The following is a 17,310-nucleotide window of genomic DNA, read 5'->3' on the forward strand; positions in this document are numbered from 1 at the left end:
TGCGCCTTTATATACGGCAAGATTGAGTTAACTCTTCCAGCCTAGGCAGGAAGAGCAGCCAACATTATCAGCACCACATATGAGTAACAACTTGAACTATTATTTTACAGAGTTGATTTTATATTTTGTCAGCATCCATTCAGCTAACCGTCCATAACCACAGTTCAGGTGTTCAGCCATAAAAAAAACGCATTAACGCTAAGTTAATACGGTTTTTAACTAAATAACTGCTCCTAATTATGCTGCATCGTAGGGTACCGCACACAGGCACGCCATTCACTCTTCCCTGAGGACTCCACCGCGCCATCCATGGCGCAGAGGGTCTGCTTACCGATACCCTACTCGCTCTATAAAGTGATCTACAATTCGAAACGGCTATTTAGGGGCATGTTATCCCGCGGTTTTCATATAATTTGAAACACCATCGAGGAACATTTGCACCGATATCATCACCAGTACCATACCCATAAGACGTTCAACGGCGGTTAACCCCTTTTCACCCAACATACGGGTAAAGAGCTTATAGAACATCAGGATCACCGCACTCGCTCCCCAGGCCGAAACCAAAGCTATGGTCCAGTCTCCCATGCGCGAGCTGTCGGTATGTGCCAGTAGGATCAAGGCAGCTAGGATCGATGGCCCCGCCATTAATGGGATCGCCATAGGGACGATAAACGGTTCTTCACCTGCGGCAAGACCGACTACGCCACCGGGTTGGGGGAAAATCATCCGAATCGCAATCAGGAATAAAATGATGCCGCCCGCAATACTCACGGATTCGGAACGCAGATTTAAGAAACTTAAGATAGCCTCCCCCGCGTAAAGAAAGGCAAGCATGATCACTAATGCAAAGAGTAACTCACGGATCAGTACCCTACGGCGCTTCTTGGGATCGATATGCCGTAAAATCGACGCGAAAATAGGTAAATTCCCGAGGGGATCCATAATCAGAAACAACATAACCGCTGCAGAAAATATATCCATTTAACTTTATCAACGCCTAAGCCAATATGAGCCGATATTGTATAACTTTTTCGCGTTACAGATGTGAAAAATTATCTATAAAATTCCTAATGATGGCCTCAAGCAACAACGCCATTGTCAATTTCATCCCGCTGAACGCTTAGGGCGCAGCAAGATTAAACCTTTGACCGCAAACTTCATTTCTTCGAGCGAAATAACAGGGAAACGGTTGCTTTGGTAAATTGCCAGTAAGTCGCTGCTCATTTTAATTTCAACTGGTATACTATGGCGTTTTTTCAGCAAAATTCGTGGAATCCATGCTCTATCTTCTTGCTAGTTGTATCGCACTCTTAATCGGGCCACTGTTTTATCGCTACTTTTCATCGGGCAGCGGGCTACAGAAGGGGCTCGATGGCTTTATATTCGTCTCCTTAGGCGGATTAGTGCTGATCCATATTTTGCCGGAACTACTGGAACATGGCGGCCTGCTGGCAATCGTCTTTGTCGTACTCGGTTTATGGGGGCCGACGGCCAGCGAACGCTTATTCCATCGCTATTCTGAAATCACCCACAATCTCACCCTATCCCTTGGGATTGGTGGGCTATTACTGCATACCATCACCGATGGTGGGGCTATGGTATTAGCCCAGCAGGACGGAAACTCTAGCCTACTCGCCCTTGGGGTGATTTTGCATCGTCTTCCCGTGGGCCTAGCCATTTGGTGGCTGCTCAAACCTCAGGTCGGCACCCGTTGGGCAAGTTTAGTGCTCACGGCCATGATGCTACTCACCGGCGTGGGTTACTTTGCGGGTGAACAATTATTATCGCAACTCAGCCTAGATAATACCGTCTATTTGCAGGCCTTTGTCACTGGTTCGATTCTACATGTCGTGTTGCATCAACCCCATGGCCAACACGATGCCGATAAGCAGGGTCAGTACGAATATCAGGCTGGCATCGGCAGCTTATTAGGAATTGGGTTGTTAATGGCACTGCTGTTGATGGACTCTGGTGGCCACGAGCATGCCCATCACGACCACAGCACAGAGCAATTAATGAGCTGGCTAATGACCATAGCCCCCGTACTCTTGCTCAGTTATGCCGTCGCCACACTGCGTTTTAAATTTGGATTAACCCCACAGGACAGCAGCCTATTCCGACGCTGGTTCCAACGCTTAGCGGGCCCAGAGGCGCTGGTGATTACTGTGCTATTGCTTGGTCCTTGGTTGGCACTATGTCAGCTACTGGTGGTTTTTATCCTGAGTGCTTATTTGAGCCACAATCGGGTTGAAATCACGGATCCGCACACTAAGTTACCCAGCCATGCCCTGCGTTTTGGTTTTGCCCATTTAGTTGACCGCAGTGCACCCTGGATTTTACTCAGCCTAGTGTTGGTTAATCTGATCGGTCACCCATCTGTGCCCTTAAGCAATCCAATGTTGCAGGTCATAGTGTTATTGTTAGTCTTTTTACCTATGCGCTTCTGTAACTTAGGTGCCGCCGTACTCGCCCTCGCCCTCGCTTACAGCGGTTGGAGTCCAGTGGCCATCATGCTGCCTTTGATTGCCGCACCTGTGCTCAATATCGCCCAGCTCAAATTGATGACATGGGCACAGAGAGGTATTCTGCTGACGATCATTAGCGTCGCTTTAGTCGCGGCGCTGCGTTTGCCTATGTGGTTCTCATTGATCACATTGCCGGAAACTCTCAATCTAGTCGCATTACTCATGCTCTCAGGACTCTTTGCCGCGAGTTTGTTACGCTTAGGTCCCCGTAAATTTTTACGCCGCCTGATGTTGGTCAAACCAGCTCCCCATGGACATGGGCATTCCCACGGCCATCACGCCCATGAACACCCCCATTCCCATCATGTGACCCCAGCATCGGCACAGGAGCAGCAGGCTCGAGCAGATAAACACAGCCACCACTAATACTGTTCATTTGTGGTTAGACAGGCTAAGTTAATTCTATCGTTGAATTAATTTAGCCTATCATGTGCATACTCTTCGTCGCCCTTAATGCTCATCCTCACTACCCCCTAATCATCTGCGCCAATCGCGATGAATTCCACCATAGGCCAACGGCGCCAGCGCATATTTGGCCGCCGGAGCAAAATATTCTCGCGGGTAAGGATTTACAGGCGGGTGGCACTTGGTTTGGAGTGAATAAGCAAGGCCAAGTTGCGGGCGTCACCAACTTGCGCATGCCACAAAAGCACCCAGAAGCCATGCGCAGTCGCGGCGAGCTTATCACTAAAGCATTGAGTTCTGGCTCCTTGATTTGTCCAAACTGGCTCGCCGAACATTGCGATGATTATCAACCCTTTAATTTGGTTTTTGGCCAAGGCACTGATCTGTATTGTTTTAACAGCATCAAGCGGGAAACGGTAAAATTAGCCGATGGTTTCCATGCGATTAGCAATGGTGCCCTCGATGATATTTGGCCTAAAATGGCCAAGGGACAGCAGGCACTAGAAACCCTGATCAAGCAGGCGAGCCAATTGGACGTGCAGGCACTGATCCAACTGATGCAAGACGACTCCCTTCCCCTGGACAGTGAGCTACCCAATACGGGTATAGGGCTCGAATGGGAGCGGCGTTTAGCGGCAATTTATATTCGCCACCCCGACTATGGCACCCGCTCCACCAGTATTTTGCTCGAAGATACATTGGGCGCAATCCACTTTACCGAGGTGAGGTTCGATGGCAAAGGCCGGCGACTCGGGCAGCAGGATTTTCACTTTACCCTGCCAACAGCGTCCGTTGCACCAAAACGTTCACAACCCTGATTTAGCCCGTTAATCCGAACTGTGGTCCATAGTGATCACCCAGCGGTCATCAATTTTTTCCACCAAGAGGGTAAACACCCCTGTCGGGGCATCCTTTTGACGGTGTAAATCCCAACGCCCCACCACCATGGCCGCATAATTGCTGAGCATTTTGATTTCTGCAATAGTGAACTTAAGCTCCCCTAAGGCGGCTTTGTTCGGGTAGTTTTTCTTATAGGCGGCGAGGGTTTCATCCCAGCCGTAACGAAATTTACCATTAGAAACAAATCGCAACTGGCTACTCTTCCAGTAGCCTTGCATATAGGCATCGAGATCGCCGCGGTTCCACGCATCTTCCTGCCCCTTCAGCATTTGGGTGATCTCATCCGTAGGTACCGCACTGGCATAACAGCTCAGTAGTAGTAATAACAGAGTGGAACCCTGCAAAATGCATTTTTGTATCCATCCTTTCTGCAACATCCTTCTTTCCAGCAACATAGTATCGCTCCCCAAGAATCAGGTTAAACTGTACTATAGCGAATTCGGCACAGACTATCTTGTCTAAGCCGATTTATAATTCAAAAAAGCTGATGATATTATTAATTTTTCGACTCTGAGCACTGAACTATGTTTACAAGATTATGTTACTGGCTACTGAAGATTTTGGGTTGGCAGATTGAAGGGGGACTGCCCGCACTGAAGAAATACATTGTGATAGTAGCGCCCCATACCAGTAACTGGGATTTTATTATTGGCGTCCTCGCCCGCGGTGCTTTAAATACTCGAATCCACTTCCTCGGTAAGCATCAGTTATTTATTCCGCCTTGGGGTTGGTTCTTTCGTGCCATAGGTGGTAGTCCGGTAGATAGGCGCAAAAACAACAACTTAGTCGATTCTGCCGTACAGCTTTTTGAGTCAAAACCCGATTACAAGCTGGCGTTAGCCCCCGAGGGAACCCGCAGTCCCGTTAAGCGCTGGAAATGTGGCTTCTACCATATAGCTAATAAGGCTGGGGTGCCGATTGTTCCCGTAGGCCTAGACTTTAGCCGCCGCACTGTGGTGATCCATACCCCACTGCAACCCAGTGGGGATATAGCCCAAGATATGGGTGAGATTTTACATTTTTACCGTAGCATTAAGGGCCGTCATCCGAAAGTTATCCCCGATTATGCCCCTGATGCAAAACACTAACTGTCCAATATCCTTTAGCCCTGATGTTTATCCCAGGGTATTAATCGATCTTAACCGATTTTAAACTGCGGATATCGTTGCCCGTGGGCGCTTGGAAAGCCTGTAGGCCAAACTCGGGCAAGACCGCAAAGATATGATCGAAGATATCCGCTTGTATCGCTTCATAAAATGCCCAGCGGGTATCGTTAGTAAAGATATAAATCTCTATCGGTAACCCCTCGGTCGTTGGCGCGAGCTGACGCACCATTAAGGTCATGTCCTTGTGCACCTTATCGTGACGCTGTAGATATTCCTGCAGGTAAGCGCGAAAAGTCCCCACGTTTGTTAGATGGCGACCGTTAACCATCATATCGAGATCGGAAATCTTAGCATTAGACTCTCGGATCTCATTGATCTTTGCTGGGAAATATTCTTTCAAACAGTTGATTTTACTGAGACGATTTCGCTCTTCCTCAGTCAGAAACTTGATACTGTTGATATCGATATTCACCGCACGTTTGATCCTGCGACCACCCGACTCCGACATGCCTCGCCAGTTACGGAACGCATCCGACACTAAGGCATAGGCGGGGATCATAGTGATGGTTTTATCCCAGTTACGCACTTTAACTGTGGTCAGCGAGACTTCTTCTACCGCACCGTCGGCGCCGTATTTGTCCATCTGGATCCAGTCGCCCTTACTCACCATACGGTTAGCCGCTAACTGAATGCCCGCCACAAAACCTAAGATAGTGTCGCGAAACACTAACATCACAAAACCCGTCGCTACCCCTAAGCCGCTGAGGAAGTACACGGGAGATTGGGCGGCCAGCACTGAAATCGAAACGATAAGCCCCACGAAGAACAGGAATAACTTAGTGAGCTGCACAAAGCTTTTCACAGGTAAACGCCGGCTGACTAAATTTATATCTGAAATTTCATTTACCGCGTCTAGGCCGGCGTAAATAGCGCGGATCATCAGCACCACCAACCAAATGCTCAGTAGGCGATCGACAAGACTACTCAGCACTGGGTGCTCAGTTAATGTGATAGGAACCAATAAATTCAGCACGATAGCCGGGACTAACATGGCGAGCTTTTCGAGCACTCTATAGCGCATAAATACATCGTCCCAAGTCACCTTAGAACGTTGGATCACCATATTCACCGCGCGAATAACCCCGCGACGCATAATAAAGTACGCGATTGCCGCTAACAGTACACATGCCAGCAGCATCACACTGGTCGATATGCCGTCCGAGGGTTGGCTATCAATCCCAAAGCCCGCTAACCATGCCGAAATTTCGAGTCTTATTTCCTGATCCACAATTCCACTCCAACCTAAACGCTAGCGCAACAAAACCATACAAAGGTAACGGCCGAGTTGACCTCGGTTAATATCACCCTAAAAAATACTGATACCCAAACACAATAAATTTACAAACACTTATTTTAAAAGAGATTTTATCATTTTGAATTGACCTGACACAAAGGAAAATGAACAATCTTCAATCTGATCCTAAGGAGCTTATCCCATGTGTCGTTATTCATACCCGCTAACCTGTCTTAGCATTGGACTACTGAGTCTATGCCAACCGCTTCAAGCGGCCGAATATAACACTTCGCAACCATCTGTTATGTCGGATGAAACTGAAAACACCCCTTATATCGCACTGATGCTCGACTACGTGCCCAGCGAGGATAATCTCTACGGCATTACAATAGCACCCTATCATTTCGATAATAATTACCAGCAATGGGGATATTACCTAGGCTATGCTCGCAGTCGTGAAACCGACATTACCGTGCCAGAGCCAGCGCAGTCCCACCGCCAAGAAAGCCTCTGGCGCTTAGGTTTAAGCTACAGTTTAACGGCTGACTTAAGCTTTTATGCGGGCGGCAGTGCCTATATCAGCACCACAGCTTATACCAACAATATTTCCCCCAGAATTGTCGATGGCAAACCCACGTGGGAAGAAGATAAAACCACTCAATGGGGCGCAGAAGCAGGCATTAGATACCGTGTCACCGAACATCTCATACTCAGTGCTGGCTATAACTCCAGCACTGAATCTGCGTTATTTAGCATAGGTTACGCAGGTTAGTGCCAAGTGATTGGATTCGGCAAACTGCGTTCGGTTTCAACATTCTGTTTAACTAAAGAGCATTCGCCACCACATGCCGGGCAGACTCGTAAAGCCCGTCGTGTAGTGTTTTAACTCGGCATCTTTAAAGATCATAATGGTTGGCGTCGCCTGCAATGACCAATCACGGGCAATCTTGCTGTCACTATCGTTAATAGTGTCAAAGCCATAGCCTTGATGTTGAAGATATTTTCTTAGTTTCTCATCCTCACCAGAACCCATGGCAACTGTCACCACGGGGTAATAGGCCGACATTTGATTAACCGCCGGGCTGACATAATTACACACAGGGCACCAAGTGCCCCAAAAGTACACTAATACAGCCTGATCTTGACTAAGTTTTGCGATATCAACCTCAGCCCCAGTCAAAGTCATCCCCTGTAGCGGCGGCAAATTATCCCGCGGGATATCTTTGCCACGCCAAATATCCATCACGCTGGTTACCACTAGGGCTAACAATAACCAGAGTAGTAGCTGCTTAGTCCAGCCCCACATGCGTTTAGGCAAAGAGATCGAAACTTGTTCGGCGTTCATATTCTCAGTTTCCTTTGGCTGCATCTTAACTGCTCTTCTGGGTCTTATCTTGAGCGGCAATCGCGGCTTCAAGCTGCTCTTTTAACACTTCGTAAGGCACTAATCCTGGAATAACAGTGTCGGCCACTATCATACTTGGGGTGCCACCAATGCCTAGCTCATTCATTAATTTCACATTGTCATGAACCATTTTAGCGACACGCTCATCCGTGTTACCCACCCAACGCTCGGTTGCCGTCAGTTTAGCGACCTTAGCGATGGCGGCGGCATCGAGCCCACGCGGACTCGACATCAACATATCCTTCACCTTGAGATACTTTTCAGGCTCATTTAACCAAACCGTTTGGGCAAAATCGACCGCCATTTTGGAACCTTCCCCCTGCAGCGGCACCATTTTGACTATGATTTTTAACTGCGGAAATTCTTCAATCAGTTGGTTCAGCGAAGGCTCGATTTTCTTGCAGTATGGGCAGTTAAAATCGGTGAAGTACACCATCTCAATCTCAGGTGTCGCAGCGCCCTTCCAGGGATCGCTTTTGGTTTCATACATGGCTTGATGATGGGTTGCTAAGCTCGCCTGCATGGCGGTATTAGCGCCCTCTTGCTCCCTTGCTTGCCACGCAATTATCGCCTCTCTCATAAGATCGGGATCATTAATCAAGGCATCTTTAATGATGGCTCGCACTTCTTGCTGCTGCGCCGCCGATAAACTACTGTCCTTGGCATAGGCAGAGGTCGTCAGCGAAGGTAAGGAAACCACTAGCATGGCCATGGCCACACCCGATACGGCAAACATCTGCAACTTATGATGTTTTAAAAAAGAGTTAAATTTTGACATAACTGTGGCGCCAATGACTCGATTGTCCTGCATTGATTTATTTGCGTCTTTCGCTTCAATTGTCTGTTTCATAATGCGTTTTTATTGCCTTAGGTCAGGACTCAACCTGACCGGAATATTTGTTTAGCCTCATTCGGAACGTCCAAATGAATGGCTGTTCGTTGGCGTTATTTCCCTGCCTCTGCGGATGGTTTTCCAGTCGATGCAGAAGCCTGCTCTATCGCAGCAAGCACAAGCTCAGTCGATAGAATTTCCGGCAACTCAATCCCTTGCGGTGCACCCGGGCCGTAAACCACGTTGAATGGCACCCCAAAACGATTATGGCTTTGCAGATAGTGAGTAATAGGCTCAGAAGGCGTGGTCCAATCGCCCTTCATCGGCACTATATGCTGCTGTTGCAACAGGCTATAAACAGGATCTTGCAGGATCACGCCTACTTTGTTGGCCTTACAGGTGATACACCAATCGGCCGTCACATCGACAAACACTGTCTTGCCCTGGGCGACCTGTTGATTGATCGATTCTTGGTTCAATGGCGTCCAAGCAAGATCCGCAGGTAAAGGTTTAGCCCACTGGTTCACCGTCATAAAGGCGATGATTGCCGACAGTACAACCCCGACACCTAAGCAGCTCACAATGGCAATCGCGCCATATTTTTTAGCCATAAACACCATAAATATCAGTGTAATGGTAGCCGCTAATGGCCACAGGTAGAGCACATCAATAAAGCTAGCCAACAGGCTAATCAGCCACAAACTGGTGATCAGCAACATGCCGGAGAAAAACACTTTCACAGTGTTCATCCAACGGCCGGGTTTAGGGAAATAACCCGCCACTTGCGGAAATGCCGCCACAATCAACCAAGGGAACGCCATACCCACGGCCAACGCGGTAAAGATGGCAAACAGGCTCAGTACATCGGCGCCCAAGGCGAAGGCAACCGCGGTACCCAAAAATGGTGCACTGCACGGTGTCGCCAGTAGCGTCGCAAACATACCCTGTAAAAAGTGACCGCTGTTATTATTGCCGCCCGTTGTCGCCAACTTGGTTTGCAGGTTAGAGGGTAGATTAATCTCAAATACACCTAACATATTGAATGCAAACACTGTGGTCACCAGCGCCATAAAGCCGATAAACCAAGGGTTTTGGAACTGCACGCCCCAACCAATCGCCTGCCCCGTGAGCTTAAGCATTAAGATAAAGCCAGCCAATAACCAGAATGAGGCCAATATCCCCAACGCCGATGCGATGAACTGTTGACGGATTTGATTACGTTGCATATCGGGCGCGGCAACCACTGAACTGAGCTTCATGCCAAGCACTGGTAACACGCAGGGCATGACGTTTAAGATTAAACCGCCAATAAGCGCCAGCAAAATCATGCTAAATATCGAGGTACTTTCCTGGGTAATCACCACAGGCTTAACTTCGGCGCTGTATTCCAACGCCCGCTCGCTATCGACGATTGTGACATTCAGCGACTTACCTAAGACTTCGGGCTCACCCAGCCAACTTTGACCAGTGAAAATACCAATCAATTGCTTGCCGTTAGCATCACTTTCACTTGGTTTTAAGCTCACTAGCTTAAATGTGGTATCTGGCTCACCATCGATAATCACGGTTGGACTCTGCCAGTTGGCATCATTGAGTCTGACTTCAAGTTGGCCTTTGGCGGCATCCCAACCCATTGTCATGGCAGGATTTTGGCCCTCTTGGGTCAACACTTTTTGTGGCACAAGCGACACGGCCTTGTTGTAGGCCAACATGGCATCGGTATCCGCTTGCAGCGCATTGGGCGTGAAATCAAGACTAATCTGATAATCCGTCAGCACACAGATAGTGGTGCAGGTCGACAAGGTCACTTTGCCACGCAGCTGAGTCGGGGCAGCGATATCATCGACGTTTAGGGTTAATGGAAAGGTGGTATTGCCTTTGTAACCAAAGGTTTGCAACCCTAATAATGAGAATTCCTCCGGCGCAGGCCATCGCCAATCTACCTGCTGTAGATTGCGAGAGCCATCCCACTTGATGGTCGGCGCAATGCCGCCCTCCCCAGGACTGCGCCAATAGGTTTTCCAATCGCCCTCGAGTTGTACTTCAAGCACAGCGGGCAAAGTATTCGTTGCGGGATCAACTTCGCCCGTCAGCATAAAACGTACTTTAGCTGGCGGGTGATTATCGTTAACTAACCACCCCGTCGATGCGGCCAATAGTGACGGACTCGTCACCATTAGGGCGAGTATCCAGAATTTGGTAAATATGGATTTTAATATACTCATTTTGTTCCCAAAATAGGCATTAACTGTTTGTTATGCCGAGTAAAGGCTTACTTTGCTTCTTAACCATGCTCTAGTGATAAATAGAGTCACGGCTGAAGAAACATCAGCGTGATAGCAGGCTTAATTCAAGAGTGGATAAATACGTTATTTCTATTCTTGAAAGCGGCAGAATGTGAGATGTATTCGCCTAGGCTTCGCCTGATAACCTTGTATGGGTAACAGTGTTATCACGCGGGAAACGCGGGGAAGTAACGGAATTAGGAACAACAAGATCAGCAATGGAATAGTGCTCGGGGTATCGATACAGGCTCGGATCGATTTCTCAGACAATTCACATTTTTTAGACTCACTTTTAACCAACTCAGCACCTGCCGATTGGGCGTCAGCATTGCTAGCCATACTGCTTGAAGCTGAGTCTGTGTTAACGACTGAGTTGGCGCTGACAGCAGCACCCGAAAAAGACGTAGCCGACATCGCCTGCACACTCGACTCATTGAGCAACAAGTTAAGTAGTCCACTGTTTTGAGTTAAACAGAACAAGGTCAGAATGGTAAACACCATCACGCCCCATAGCTTGCCTGTTTTCTTATTCAGTAAGGTAAAAATTTGGCTTTCTCTTCGTCTTAATCTTTGATTGTAAAAATAAACGTCTAATAAAAGCTAACAGCAGATAAGACCGGCGGATCGTAATAATAGTTCATCAACCAGTAAAGTATTTGGGCTTAGCCCGCCAAATCATTCCTTTGGCGGACTTTACGATCAGCAGACTCACACTGTGTGCCTAAATGATATTACAAGCTGAGCTTAAGCTGAAAACCCGCCATCAATCATCAGACTCGCACCAGTGATGTAGCCCGCTTCTGGGCCAGCGATAAAGGCGACAAAGCTGGCGATCTCTTCGGCTTTACCATAACGCCCCAGCGCGCCCATCGCCTTAACTGGCTCAGATGAATCACCGTTATCAGGGTTCATATCTGTATCTACTGGGCCTGGTTGGATGTTGTTCACCGTAATAGCTCGTGGGCCTAAATCCCGCGCTAATCCCTTGGCTAAACCGACTAAGGCCGATTTACTCATGCCGTAAATTGCACCGCCCACAAACGGAATACGCTCAGCATTGGTGCTACCGATATTGATAATGCGGCCGCCGTCATTCATGTGCAGAGCCGCTTCTTGGCTCGCCACAAACACACTGCGCACATTAGTGTTAACGGTTCGCTCCCAGTCCTCTAAGGTCAGATTTTCGATGCTATCCCAAATCAGCGTGCCCGCATTATTCACCACAATATCTAAGCCACCGAAATGCGCTTTGGTCTCGCGAATGGCACGACGAATAGCCTCAGGCTCTGTGCTGTCGGCCTTAATGGCAATAACTCGGCCACCCATAGTAATCACTTCATCAACTAGCAATTGTGATTGGGCTTCTGATGACACATAGGTAAAGGCAACCGCGGCGCCCTCTCTCGCTAATCTTTTAACGATGGCGGCACCGATACCACGACTACCACCTTGTACAAAAGCTACTTTACCTTGCAGATTATTCGACGAATTCATAGTTTGCTCACTCAATAGGGGTCAAGGTTGATTGTATAGAAAAATCTTGTTAATCAATCACAAAATGGCTCTCGCCCGTTGGTTAACACACATTTTCATACTCTGGTCGTAGCTTACGCGATTCACTTCCCCTAATTAAGTCACTAAAATTACCTTCACTAAGTCCTACAGGGAATTAATTGCCGTGATAAATAATCAATTTGTTGAGATACGCCATTTCGTCACAGTTGCCCAGCTCGGCAGTTTTACCTTAGCGGCGCAGGCGTTAGGTATGACGGGTTCTGCACTCAGTAAAAGCATAGTGCGCTTAGAAACCCGCTTGGGCACTAAGCTACTGCACCGCACCACACGGCGCGTGAGCTTAACCAATGATGGCGATTCATACCTAACCGACTGCCAAAATGCCATCGCCATTCTAGAAAATGCCCAGAGCCGACTCGGTAGCGAACAACAAATCCCCTCGGGTCGAGTGCGAGTGGATTTACCCATCACCTTTGGGCGGCGATATATACTGCCAACCCTGTTAGTACTATCGCAAAAATACCCCAAACTCGAGTTATCCATCACCTTCAACGATAGAGTGACCGACTTGTTTAGTGACGGCATTGATTTAGCCGTGCGTGTCGGACAACTCAATGACACTGTGGATTTAATCGCCCGTCGATTGGGGGAGCAGCGACGAGTGATCTGTGCATCTCCCGATTATTTCGCTCGACTCGGTACACCTAAGAGTAAAAAAGACCTCGGCCAGCACCAATGCATTGTCGGCTGGCCACTCGGGCAGCAACATCGCTGGTTACTTAAAAATGAGGATGGGATCACTGAGGCCTATGACATTCCAGTACGTCACGAAATCGCCGATTGTGAAGCCATTTTAGCGGCCACACTGGCGGGAGTAGGTTTAGCACAGGTACCTATATGGCTGGTTGAAGATCATCTTAAAAGCGGTGAACTAATCTCTGTACTGGACGAGCTTGCCACCGAAGATACGCCCATCCACTTAATTTGGTTAAAAACCCCTTATATCCAACCTAAGTTACGAGTCATCATCGAAGCGCTAGTCGAATTAGCCAAAGCACCACGCAGCAGGTTCAAAGCGGCGATAAGCTAAAGGTTCAAAAACCTTTTATTTACCCAAATGCGACTTAGGCAGTGACTAATATGCTGCAAATTGTTTATGTTAGGGCAGAATATTGACTCAGACGGATACCGGAGCCAGAAATCCAATGCAAACCCCATTTCGCCTTAGTGTACTTAGTTCACTCCTGTTGCTTTCATCCTCAGTGGTGGCCGCCGATGTGGCACCTGAAGTCGCAAGAGTCACCCTTGAAAACGGTGCCCAAGTCAGGCTTAAAGACGACTTTACCTGGGAATATATAGTGACAGAAACCAAAGCGGCCGCGGCGGTATTAACCACCCAAGCCGTAGCGCCAGCGGTAAATGCCCCAGTGGTCGCCACTAGCGCCGCCGTTACTGCAGCCACGGTGGCAACTGCCGCACCGATCACTACACTTACCGCCAACGCCATAACCAGACCCGAACTTTTAGGCTCTACCGCCAAAGATGGCATTAAAGTCAGCTTTACCGACAGCCAGTGGAAGGGCGATAAACTCGGCCTTAGCTTCGAACTTGCCAGCACCAGCGGTGAGCATGTGACCTTAGTTGAAGTCGAAGCCAGCTTCTTTGGCGATGATGGTACACTCCTCAAAACCGAAAAACTCGAAGTCTGGGAAGCCATTTTCCGCATGCCAGAGACTTATTTGCGCAAAGGCGAGCAACGTAAGAGCCCTGTTATTTGGGTAGAAGGCATAGATAAAAACCAATGGCAGAAACAACTTATCAATCTCAAAATCACTGAGATCAACTCACGCTGAGTGAACCTGCAGAGGTAAGGAATTGGAAGCAGGCTTTCAATTCCTTGCAAGCAATCCTTTAAGCTGCCTATCCCAAAACAGTCTTAGCGTCCCCGACTTAGCACAGGGTTAACCAGATAAGCGTTAAAAATGATGCCAAGCCGTTAAGGTGCAATTTGGCACACTAGGGCAAAAAAGTGTCCACTGACCGCTCGGACACATTAACGGACACGCACGGCCGCTACACAGGATCCTCACGGACACTCACAAATCTATCCGATTGATAAATAATATAAAAAATTATGGCATAGATACTGAATAGCCACAGATATGCTTAGCAGACGCAAGCAGTCAATCCCCCTTCAACACCAGGAGACACTATGAGTGCAAGCACAAAAATCATTGGCAGCCTGTTTATCCTCGCCTTAGTCCCAGCCACAATTTGGGCTACCCAGCAAACGAACCGAGAAACTCAGCACAGCATTTCAATCATAAGCCAAAACCAAGCTGATTTTTCATGGATCTATGTGCAAAAAAATGGCGAGATGACGGTAGGTGCGGGCCACGACGACGATTGGGAAAAACTCGCACGCCAAGGTAATCCTTACCAGACGGATTATCTGTGGTTCGAGACCGCGGGTACTTCCTATGTGATCACCGATCCTGTATTGGTCGACCAAATCAAAAGCGCCATTATTCCAATGCAGCAACAAGGGAATAAAATGCAGGCTGTTGGCGAACAGATGCAGCAAAAAGGCGATGCCATCGGCGCCCAAACCAACAAACTCTTGCTCAATCTCACCTCTGGCGAAGAAGACCCCGAGGTCAAATCACAAATCGAAAATCTGAGCGAGTCGATGGAAGTTCTCGGCAAGGAGATGGAGCAACTCAGTAAGGTCCATCAACAACTGGTCAGCCAAGCAGAAAAGCAGGTGATAGCCCTCGCCCAAGAAGCCATTCAAAACGGTACGGCGACAACAATACCTGCCAGCAATAAACAGATTTAATTTAATATGTGTACAAATATATTGAATATTTCTGTTTATATTGATTGAATTTCCTAGTGAAATTGACTATTTTCACGCCGTTTGTCACTTCATTAGGAAAAGGATCAACATGGAACAAGTTATTACCGCAGGGAACGATAATCCCATTCAGATGACGGATATTGTCTATTCGAAGGAAAAATCGCTGTTCACCCTATTGGCTGTTATTTCAGGGATCGTCTGGGCCGGATTGATCATAGGCACCTTAGGTGTCGCGCTGATTTATGTATTGGCGTTTTTCATCATCTACCTCTTTAGCCATTCCGCCTTTATCAGTTACTTAAAAGGTACAGCCGTTGAGATCAGTGCAGAGCAATTCCCTGATTTACATAAACAATATTTAGCCTGCTGCGAGCGCTTAGAAATAAAAGAACCACCAAGGGCCTACCTACTCGCCGCCGATGGCATGCTCAATGCGTTGGCGACCCGCTTCCTTGGACGTCACTATATAGTGCTGTTCTCATCCATTGTGGATGCGCTTGAGTCAGATAAAGATGCGCTTAACTTCTATATCGGCCATGAGCTAGGCCATATTCGCCGCAATCATATAGGCAAAGCGCCTTTGTTAGTGTTCGCCACTTGGTTGCCGTTAGTCGGCGCGGCCTATTCCCGCGCCTGTGAATACACCTGCGATCTCCACGGGCTGCGCTGCTGTAATAGTTTACGTTCGGCCACTAATGCCGTTGCCGTGCTGGCGGCCGGGGTTGAGCAATGGAAACGTATGAATGTGGACCAATATATTCGCCAAACCCAAGAATCGAGCGGATTTTGGATGTCATTGCACGAGCTTAATGGCAGCTATCCTTGGTTAACTAAACGTATGGCGAGGATCCAAGCCAAGGCGCAGGGCAAAGATTATGCGGCGCCTTCTCGCAGTGCTTGGGCTTATGTTTTCAGCCTGTTTATGCCGCGTATGGGCACAGCGGGTGGTGGTATGATTATCCTCGCGGCCATTATCGGTATTGCCGCTGCGGTCGCCATTCCCGCCTATAAGGACTACCAAGAAAAGATAGGCGCAAGCATAAGTTATGAGGCGCCAGCAGATCAAACTCAGGCTTTAACTTTGACCGTTCCCGATACCGATGCAGCGGTTAAACACATAAATCAATTACATCAATCATTAACCCCCATTACAGACACCTTAACGGCCTACTACCAAGGCAATAAAGCTTGGCCAACTGAATTGGAAGCCCTAGGGCTCACGGATGCGCAACTGGCCACCTTCAATCTCTACACCGATGGCATAGTCGGGTTTGTGGGCGGTGAAACCCTAGGGGATTACCAAGACTATGAGGTGTACCTATCGCCCAAAGTCGATGAGCAAGACAATGTCACTTGGGTGTGTAGCAGTAGCGGTATTCCGGATGAGTATTTACCCGCAGATTGCCAAGGCTAAGCCTGCGCCAACTCGGTTAGATATCGACTGAAGGAAGCTTTTTCTGAGGAAGTTATTTGTATTTCCTGAAGAAATAGTAAAAGGCACAAACAGAAGTTTGTGCCTTTCCTTATCTTACTAACCCTAACTAAGCCTAACTAAGCCTTAAAAGCCAAACCTAAGCGCCTTCGGTAAGCAGGTTATTGTCTTGATTGACTCATTGTGAGCATATCCACTTTCACTCCACACTTCAGCTTCCACTTCTTTACACTCCGGGGACTCCACCATTCTTGACCCCCTAATGCCTTACAGGCATCATAAATACGCAAAGAAAGTCTCATATTTTATCAAAGCATCAAGGAGTGATTGCATTGAAATATTTTGCAATTATCAACAAAAAAGCCAATATCATTCATCAATTAAACGCACTCGCTCACATGAGTTTAGGTCTTGGGCATCAATTATCCGACGAGTCTAACCACTTCCATGACTATATTGATGGCAGTGGTGGCATTCACCCAAACATTTCAATGTATCCATTTATTATTTACACATCAAAAAACTCAAATCAGATAAAAAGAATAAAAGCTGAACTCATCGCATTAGAATGTCGCCATACTAATTTTTTACACACTATGTTAGAAGGTGGGCACGAAGAGCAAGTAAGGCAAACTCGTGAAATCGATAGTGAAAACTTAGAATATATTGGCTTATGTGGTAGGTCTAACGATGAAAGTGTCTTCGCATTACTGAAAAAGCTATCCCTGTATCGATAAATGGATTATTT

17 protein-coding genes are annotated in these 17,310 nt (G+C 47.7%); 9 read left to right on the forward strand and 8 right to left on the reverse strand.

Features of this window, described 5'->3' with window-relative positions; genetic code table 11:
- Positions 1-390: 390 nt before the first annotated feature.
- Positions 391-984: a YhgN family NAAT transporter gene (locus COW15_RS00850; protein ID WP_293628818.1), complete on the reverse strand. Its 594-nt coding sequence runs from the start codon at positions 982-984 to the stop codon at positions 391-393.
- A gap of 296 nt (positions 985-1,280) precedes the next feature.
- Here COW15_RS00850 and COW15_RS00855 point away from each other — a divergent pair, with 296 nt between their 5' ends.
- Both COW15_RS00855 and COW15_RS00860 read left to right on the forward strand, forming a co-directional pair.
- Positions 1,281-2,894, forward strand: coding sequence for a metal transporter (locus tag COW15_RS00855; protein WP_293628938.1), 1,614 nt, complete (start codon positions 1,281-1,283; stop codon positions 2,892-2,894).
- A gap of 62 nt (positions 2,895-2,956) precedes the next feature.
- Complete coding sequence (locus COW15_RS00860) at positions 2,957-3,751, forward strand: NRDE family protein (protein ID WP_293628820.1); 795 nt, start codon at positions 2,957-2,959, stop codon at positions 3,749-3,751.
- Positions 3,752-3,760: 9 nt separating this feature from the next.
- Here the strand turns inward: COW15_RS00860 and COW15_RS00865 are convergent, their stop codons facing one another.
- Positions 3,761-4,210 carry a nuclear transport factor 2 family protein gene (locus COW15_RS00865; protein ID WP_293628821.1) on the reverse strand — a complete coding sequence of 150 codons (450 nt, stop codon included), beginning with the start codon at positions 4,208-4,210 and terminating at the stop codon, positions 3,761-3,763.
- Positions 4,211-4,357: 147 nt separating this feature from the next.
- On the opposite strand from COW15_RS00865, the gene COW15_RS00870 reads away from it, so the two are divergent.
- Positions 4,358-4,921: a lysophospholipid acyltransferase family protein gene (locus COW15_RS00870; RefSeq protein ID WP_293628822.1), complete on the forward strand. Its 564-nt coding sequence runs from the start codon at positions 4,358-4,360 to the stop codon at positions 4,919-4,921.
- 40 nt (positions 4,922-4,961) lie between these two features.
- Here COW15_RS00870 and COW15_RS00875 read toward each other — a convergent pair whose 3' ends face one another.
- Positions 4,962-6,227 (reverse strand): mechanosensitive ion channel domain-containing protein, encoded by a 1,266-nt coding sequence (locus COW15_RS00875; protein ID WP_293628823.1) that lies wholly within the window; start codon positions 6,225-6,227, stop codon positions 4,962-4,964.
- 208 nt (positions 6,228-6,435) lie between these two features.
- Between COW15_RS00875 and COW15_RS00880 the strand changes: the two genes are divergently transcribed.
- Positions 6,436-7,005 (forward strand): TonB-dependent receptor, encoded by a 570-nt coding sequence (locus COW15_RS00880; RefSeq protein ID WP_293628824.1) that lies wholly within the window; start codon positions 6,436-6,438, stop codon positions 7,003-7,005.
- Positions 7,006-7,053: 48 nt separating this feature from the next.
- Here COW15_RS00880 and COW15_RS00885 read toward each other — a convergent pair whose 3' ends face one another.
- From COW15_RS00885 to COW15_RS00905, 5 genes are all read right to left on the reverse strand, one after another.
- Positions 7,054-7,578 carry a protein disulfide oxidoreductase gene (locus COW15_RS00885; RefSeq protein WP_293628825.1) on the reverse strand — a complete coding sequence of 175 codons (525 nt, stop codon included), beginning with the start codon at positions 7,576-7,578 and terminating at the stop codon, positions 7,054-7,056.
- Positions 7,579-7,603: 25 nt separating this feature from the next.
- Positions 7,604-8,488 (reverse strand): thioredoxin domain-containing protein, encoded by an 885-nt coding sequence (locus tag COW15_RS00890; protein ID WP_293628826.1) that lies wholly within the window; start codon positions 8,486-8,488, stop codon positions 7,604-7,606.
- 95 nt (positions 8,489-8,583) lie between these two features.
- Positions 8,584-10,695, reverse strand: a complete 2,112-nt coding sequence (locus COW15_RS00895; protein WP_293628827.1) for a protein-disulfide reductase DsbD domain-containing protein — start codon at positions 10,693-10,695, stop codon at positions 8,584-8,586.
- Between the two features lie 150 nt (positions 10,696-10,845).
- On the reverse strand, positions 10,846-11,256 hold the full coding sequence (locus COW15_RS00900) for a hypothetical protein (protein WP_293628828.1): 411 nt from the start codon (positions 11,254-11,256) through the stop codon (positions 10,846-10,848).
- Positions 11,257-11,499: 243 nt separating this feature from the next.
- Entirely contained in the window at positions 11,500-12,249 is a 750-nt protein-coding gene (locus COW15_RS00905) for a 3-oxoacyl-ACP reductase family protein (protein ID WP_293628830.1), read from the reverse strand.
- Positions 12,250-12,433: 184 nt separating this feature from the next.
- Between COW15_RS00905 and COW15_RS00910 the strand changes: the two genes are divergently transcribed.
- From COW15_RS00910 to COW15_RS00930, 5 genes are all read left to right on the forward strand, one after another.
- On the forward strand, positions 12,434-13,360 hold the full coding sequence (locus COW15_RS00910) for a LysR family transcriptional regulator (protein ID WP_293628832.1): 927 nt from the start codon (positions 12,434-12,436) through the stop codon (positions 13,358-13,360).
- Between the two features lie 115 nt (positions 13,361-13,475).
- Positions 13,476-14,123 (forward strand): DUF3157 family protein, encoded by a 648-nt coding sequence (locus COW15_RS00915; protein ID WP_293628834.1) that lies wholly within the window; start codon positions 13,476-13,478, stop codon positions 14,121-14,123.
- Positions 14,124-14,482: 359 nt separating this feature from the next.
- Positions 14,483-15,109 (forward strand): hypothetical protein, encoded by a 627-nt coding sequence (locus tag COW15_RS00920; protein WP_293628835.1) that lies wholly within the window; start codon positions 14,483-14,485, stop codon positions 15,107-15,109.
- Positions 15,110-15,218: 109 nt separating this feature from the next.
- Positions 15,219-16,544, forward strand: coding sequence for a M48 family metallopeptidase (locus COW15_RS00925; protein ID WP_293628836.1), 1,326 nt, complete (start codon positions 15,219-15,221; stop codon positions 16,542-16,544).
- A gap of 341 nt (positions 16,545-16,885) precedes the next feature.
- A complete protein-coding gene (locus COW15_RS00930; protein WP_293628838.1) occupies positions 16,886-17,299 on the forward strand; it encodes a DUF2000 domain-containing protein in 414 nt (137 codons plus the stop codon).
- The last annotated feature ends 11 nt before the right edge of the window (positions 17,300-17,310 follow it).

The organism is Shewanella sp. CG12_big_fil_rev_8_21_14_0_65_47_15 (genome assembly GCF_002783505.1).
In the GTDB taxonomy this organism is placed as follows: Bacteria; Pseudomonadota; Gammaproteobacteria; order Enterobacterales; family Shewanellaceae; genus Shewanella.

Excerpts from the sequence above, each read along its gene's own strand:
- COW15_RS00900 (WP_293628828.1), bottom strand. The coding sequence starts at position 11,256 with ATGGTGTTTACCATTCTGACCTTGTTCTGTTTAACTCAAAACAGTGGA.
- COW15_RS00865 (WP_293628821.1), bottom strand. The coding sequence starts at position 4,210 with ATGTTGCAGAAAGGATGGATACAAAAATGCATTTTGCAGGGTTCCACT.
- COW15_RS00860 (WP_293628820.1), top strand. The coding sequence starts at position 2,957 with ATGTGCATACTCTTCGTCGCCCTTAATGCTCATCCTCACTACCCCCTA.
- COW15_RS00885 (WP_293628825.1), bottom strand. The coding sequence starts at position 7,578 with ATGAACGCCGAACAAGTTTCGATCTCTTTGCCTAAACGCATGTGGGGC.
- COW15_RS00915 (WP_293628834.1), top strand. The coding sequence starts at position 13,476 with ATGCAAACCCCATTTCGCCTTAGTGTACTTAGTTCACTCCTGTTGCTT.
- COW15_RS00905 (WP_293628830.1), bottom strand. The coding sequence starts at position 12,249 with ATGAATTCGTCGAATAATCTGCAAGGTAAAGTAGCTTTTGTACAAGGT.
- COW15_RS00890 (WP_293628826.1), bottom strand. The coding sequence starts at position 8,488 with ATGAAACAGACAATTGAAGCGAAAGACGCAAATAAATCAATGCAGGAC.
- COW15_RS00895 (WP_293628827.1), bottom strand. The coding sequence starts at position 10,695 with ATGAGTATATTAAAATCCATATTTACCAAATTCTGGATACTCGCCCTA.
- COW15_RS00880 (WP_293628824.1), top strand. The coding sequence starts at position 6,436 with ATGTGTCGTTATTCATACCCGCTAACCTGTCTTAGCATTGGACTACTG.
- COW15_RS00920 (WP_293628835.1), top strand. The coding sequence starts at position 14,483 with ATGAGTGCAAGCACAAAAATCATTGGCAGCCTGTTTATCCTCGCCTTA.
- COW15_RS00925 (WP_293628836.1), top strand. The coding sequence starts at position 15,219 with ATGGAACAAGTTATTACCGCAGGGAACGATAATCCCATTCAGATGACG.
- COW15_RS00850 (WP_293628818.1), bottom strand. The coding sequence starts at position 984 with ATGGATATATTTTCTGCAGCGGTTATGTTGTTTCTGATTATGGATCCC.
- COW15_RS00855 (WP_293628938.1), top strand. The coding sequence starts at position 1,281 with ATGCTCTATCTTCTTGCTAGTTGTATCGCACTCTTAATCGGGCCACTG.
- COW15_RS00870 (WP_293628822.1), top strand. The coding sequence starts at position 4,358 with ATGTTTACAAGATTATGTTACTGGCTACTGAAGATTTTGGGTTGGCAG.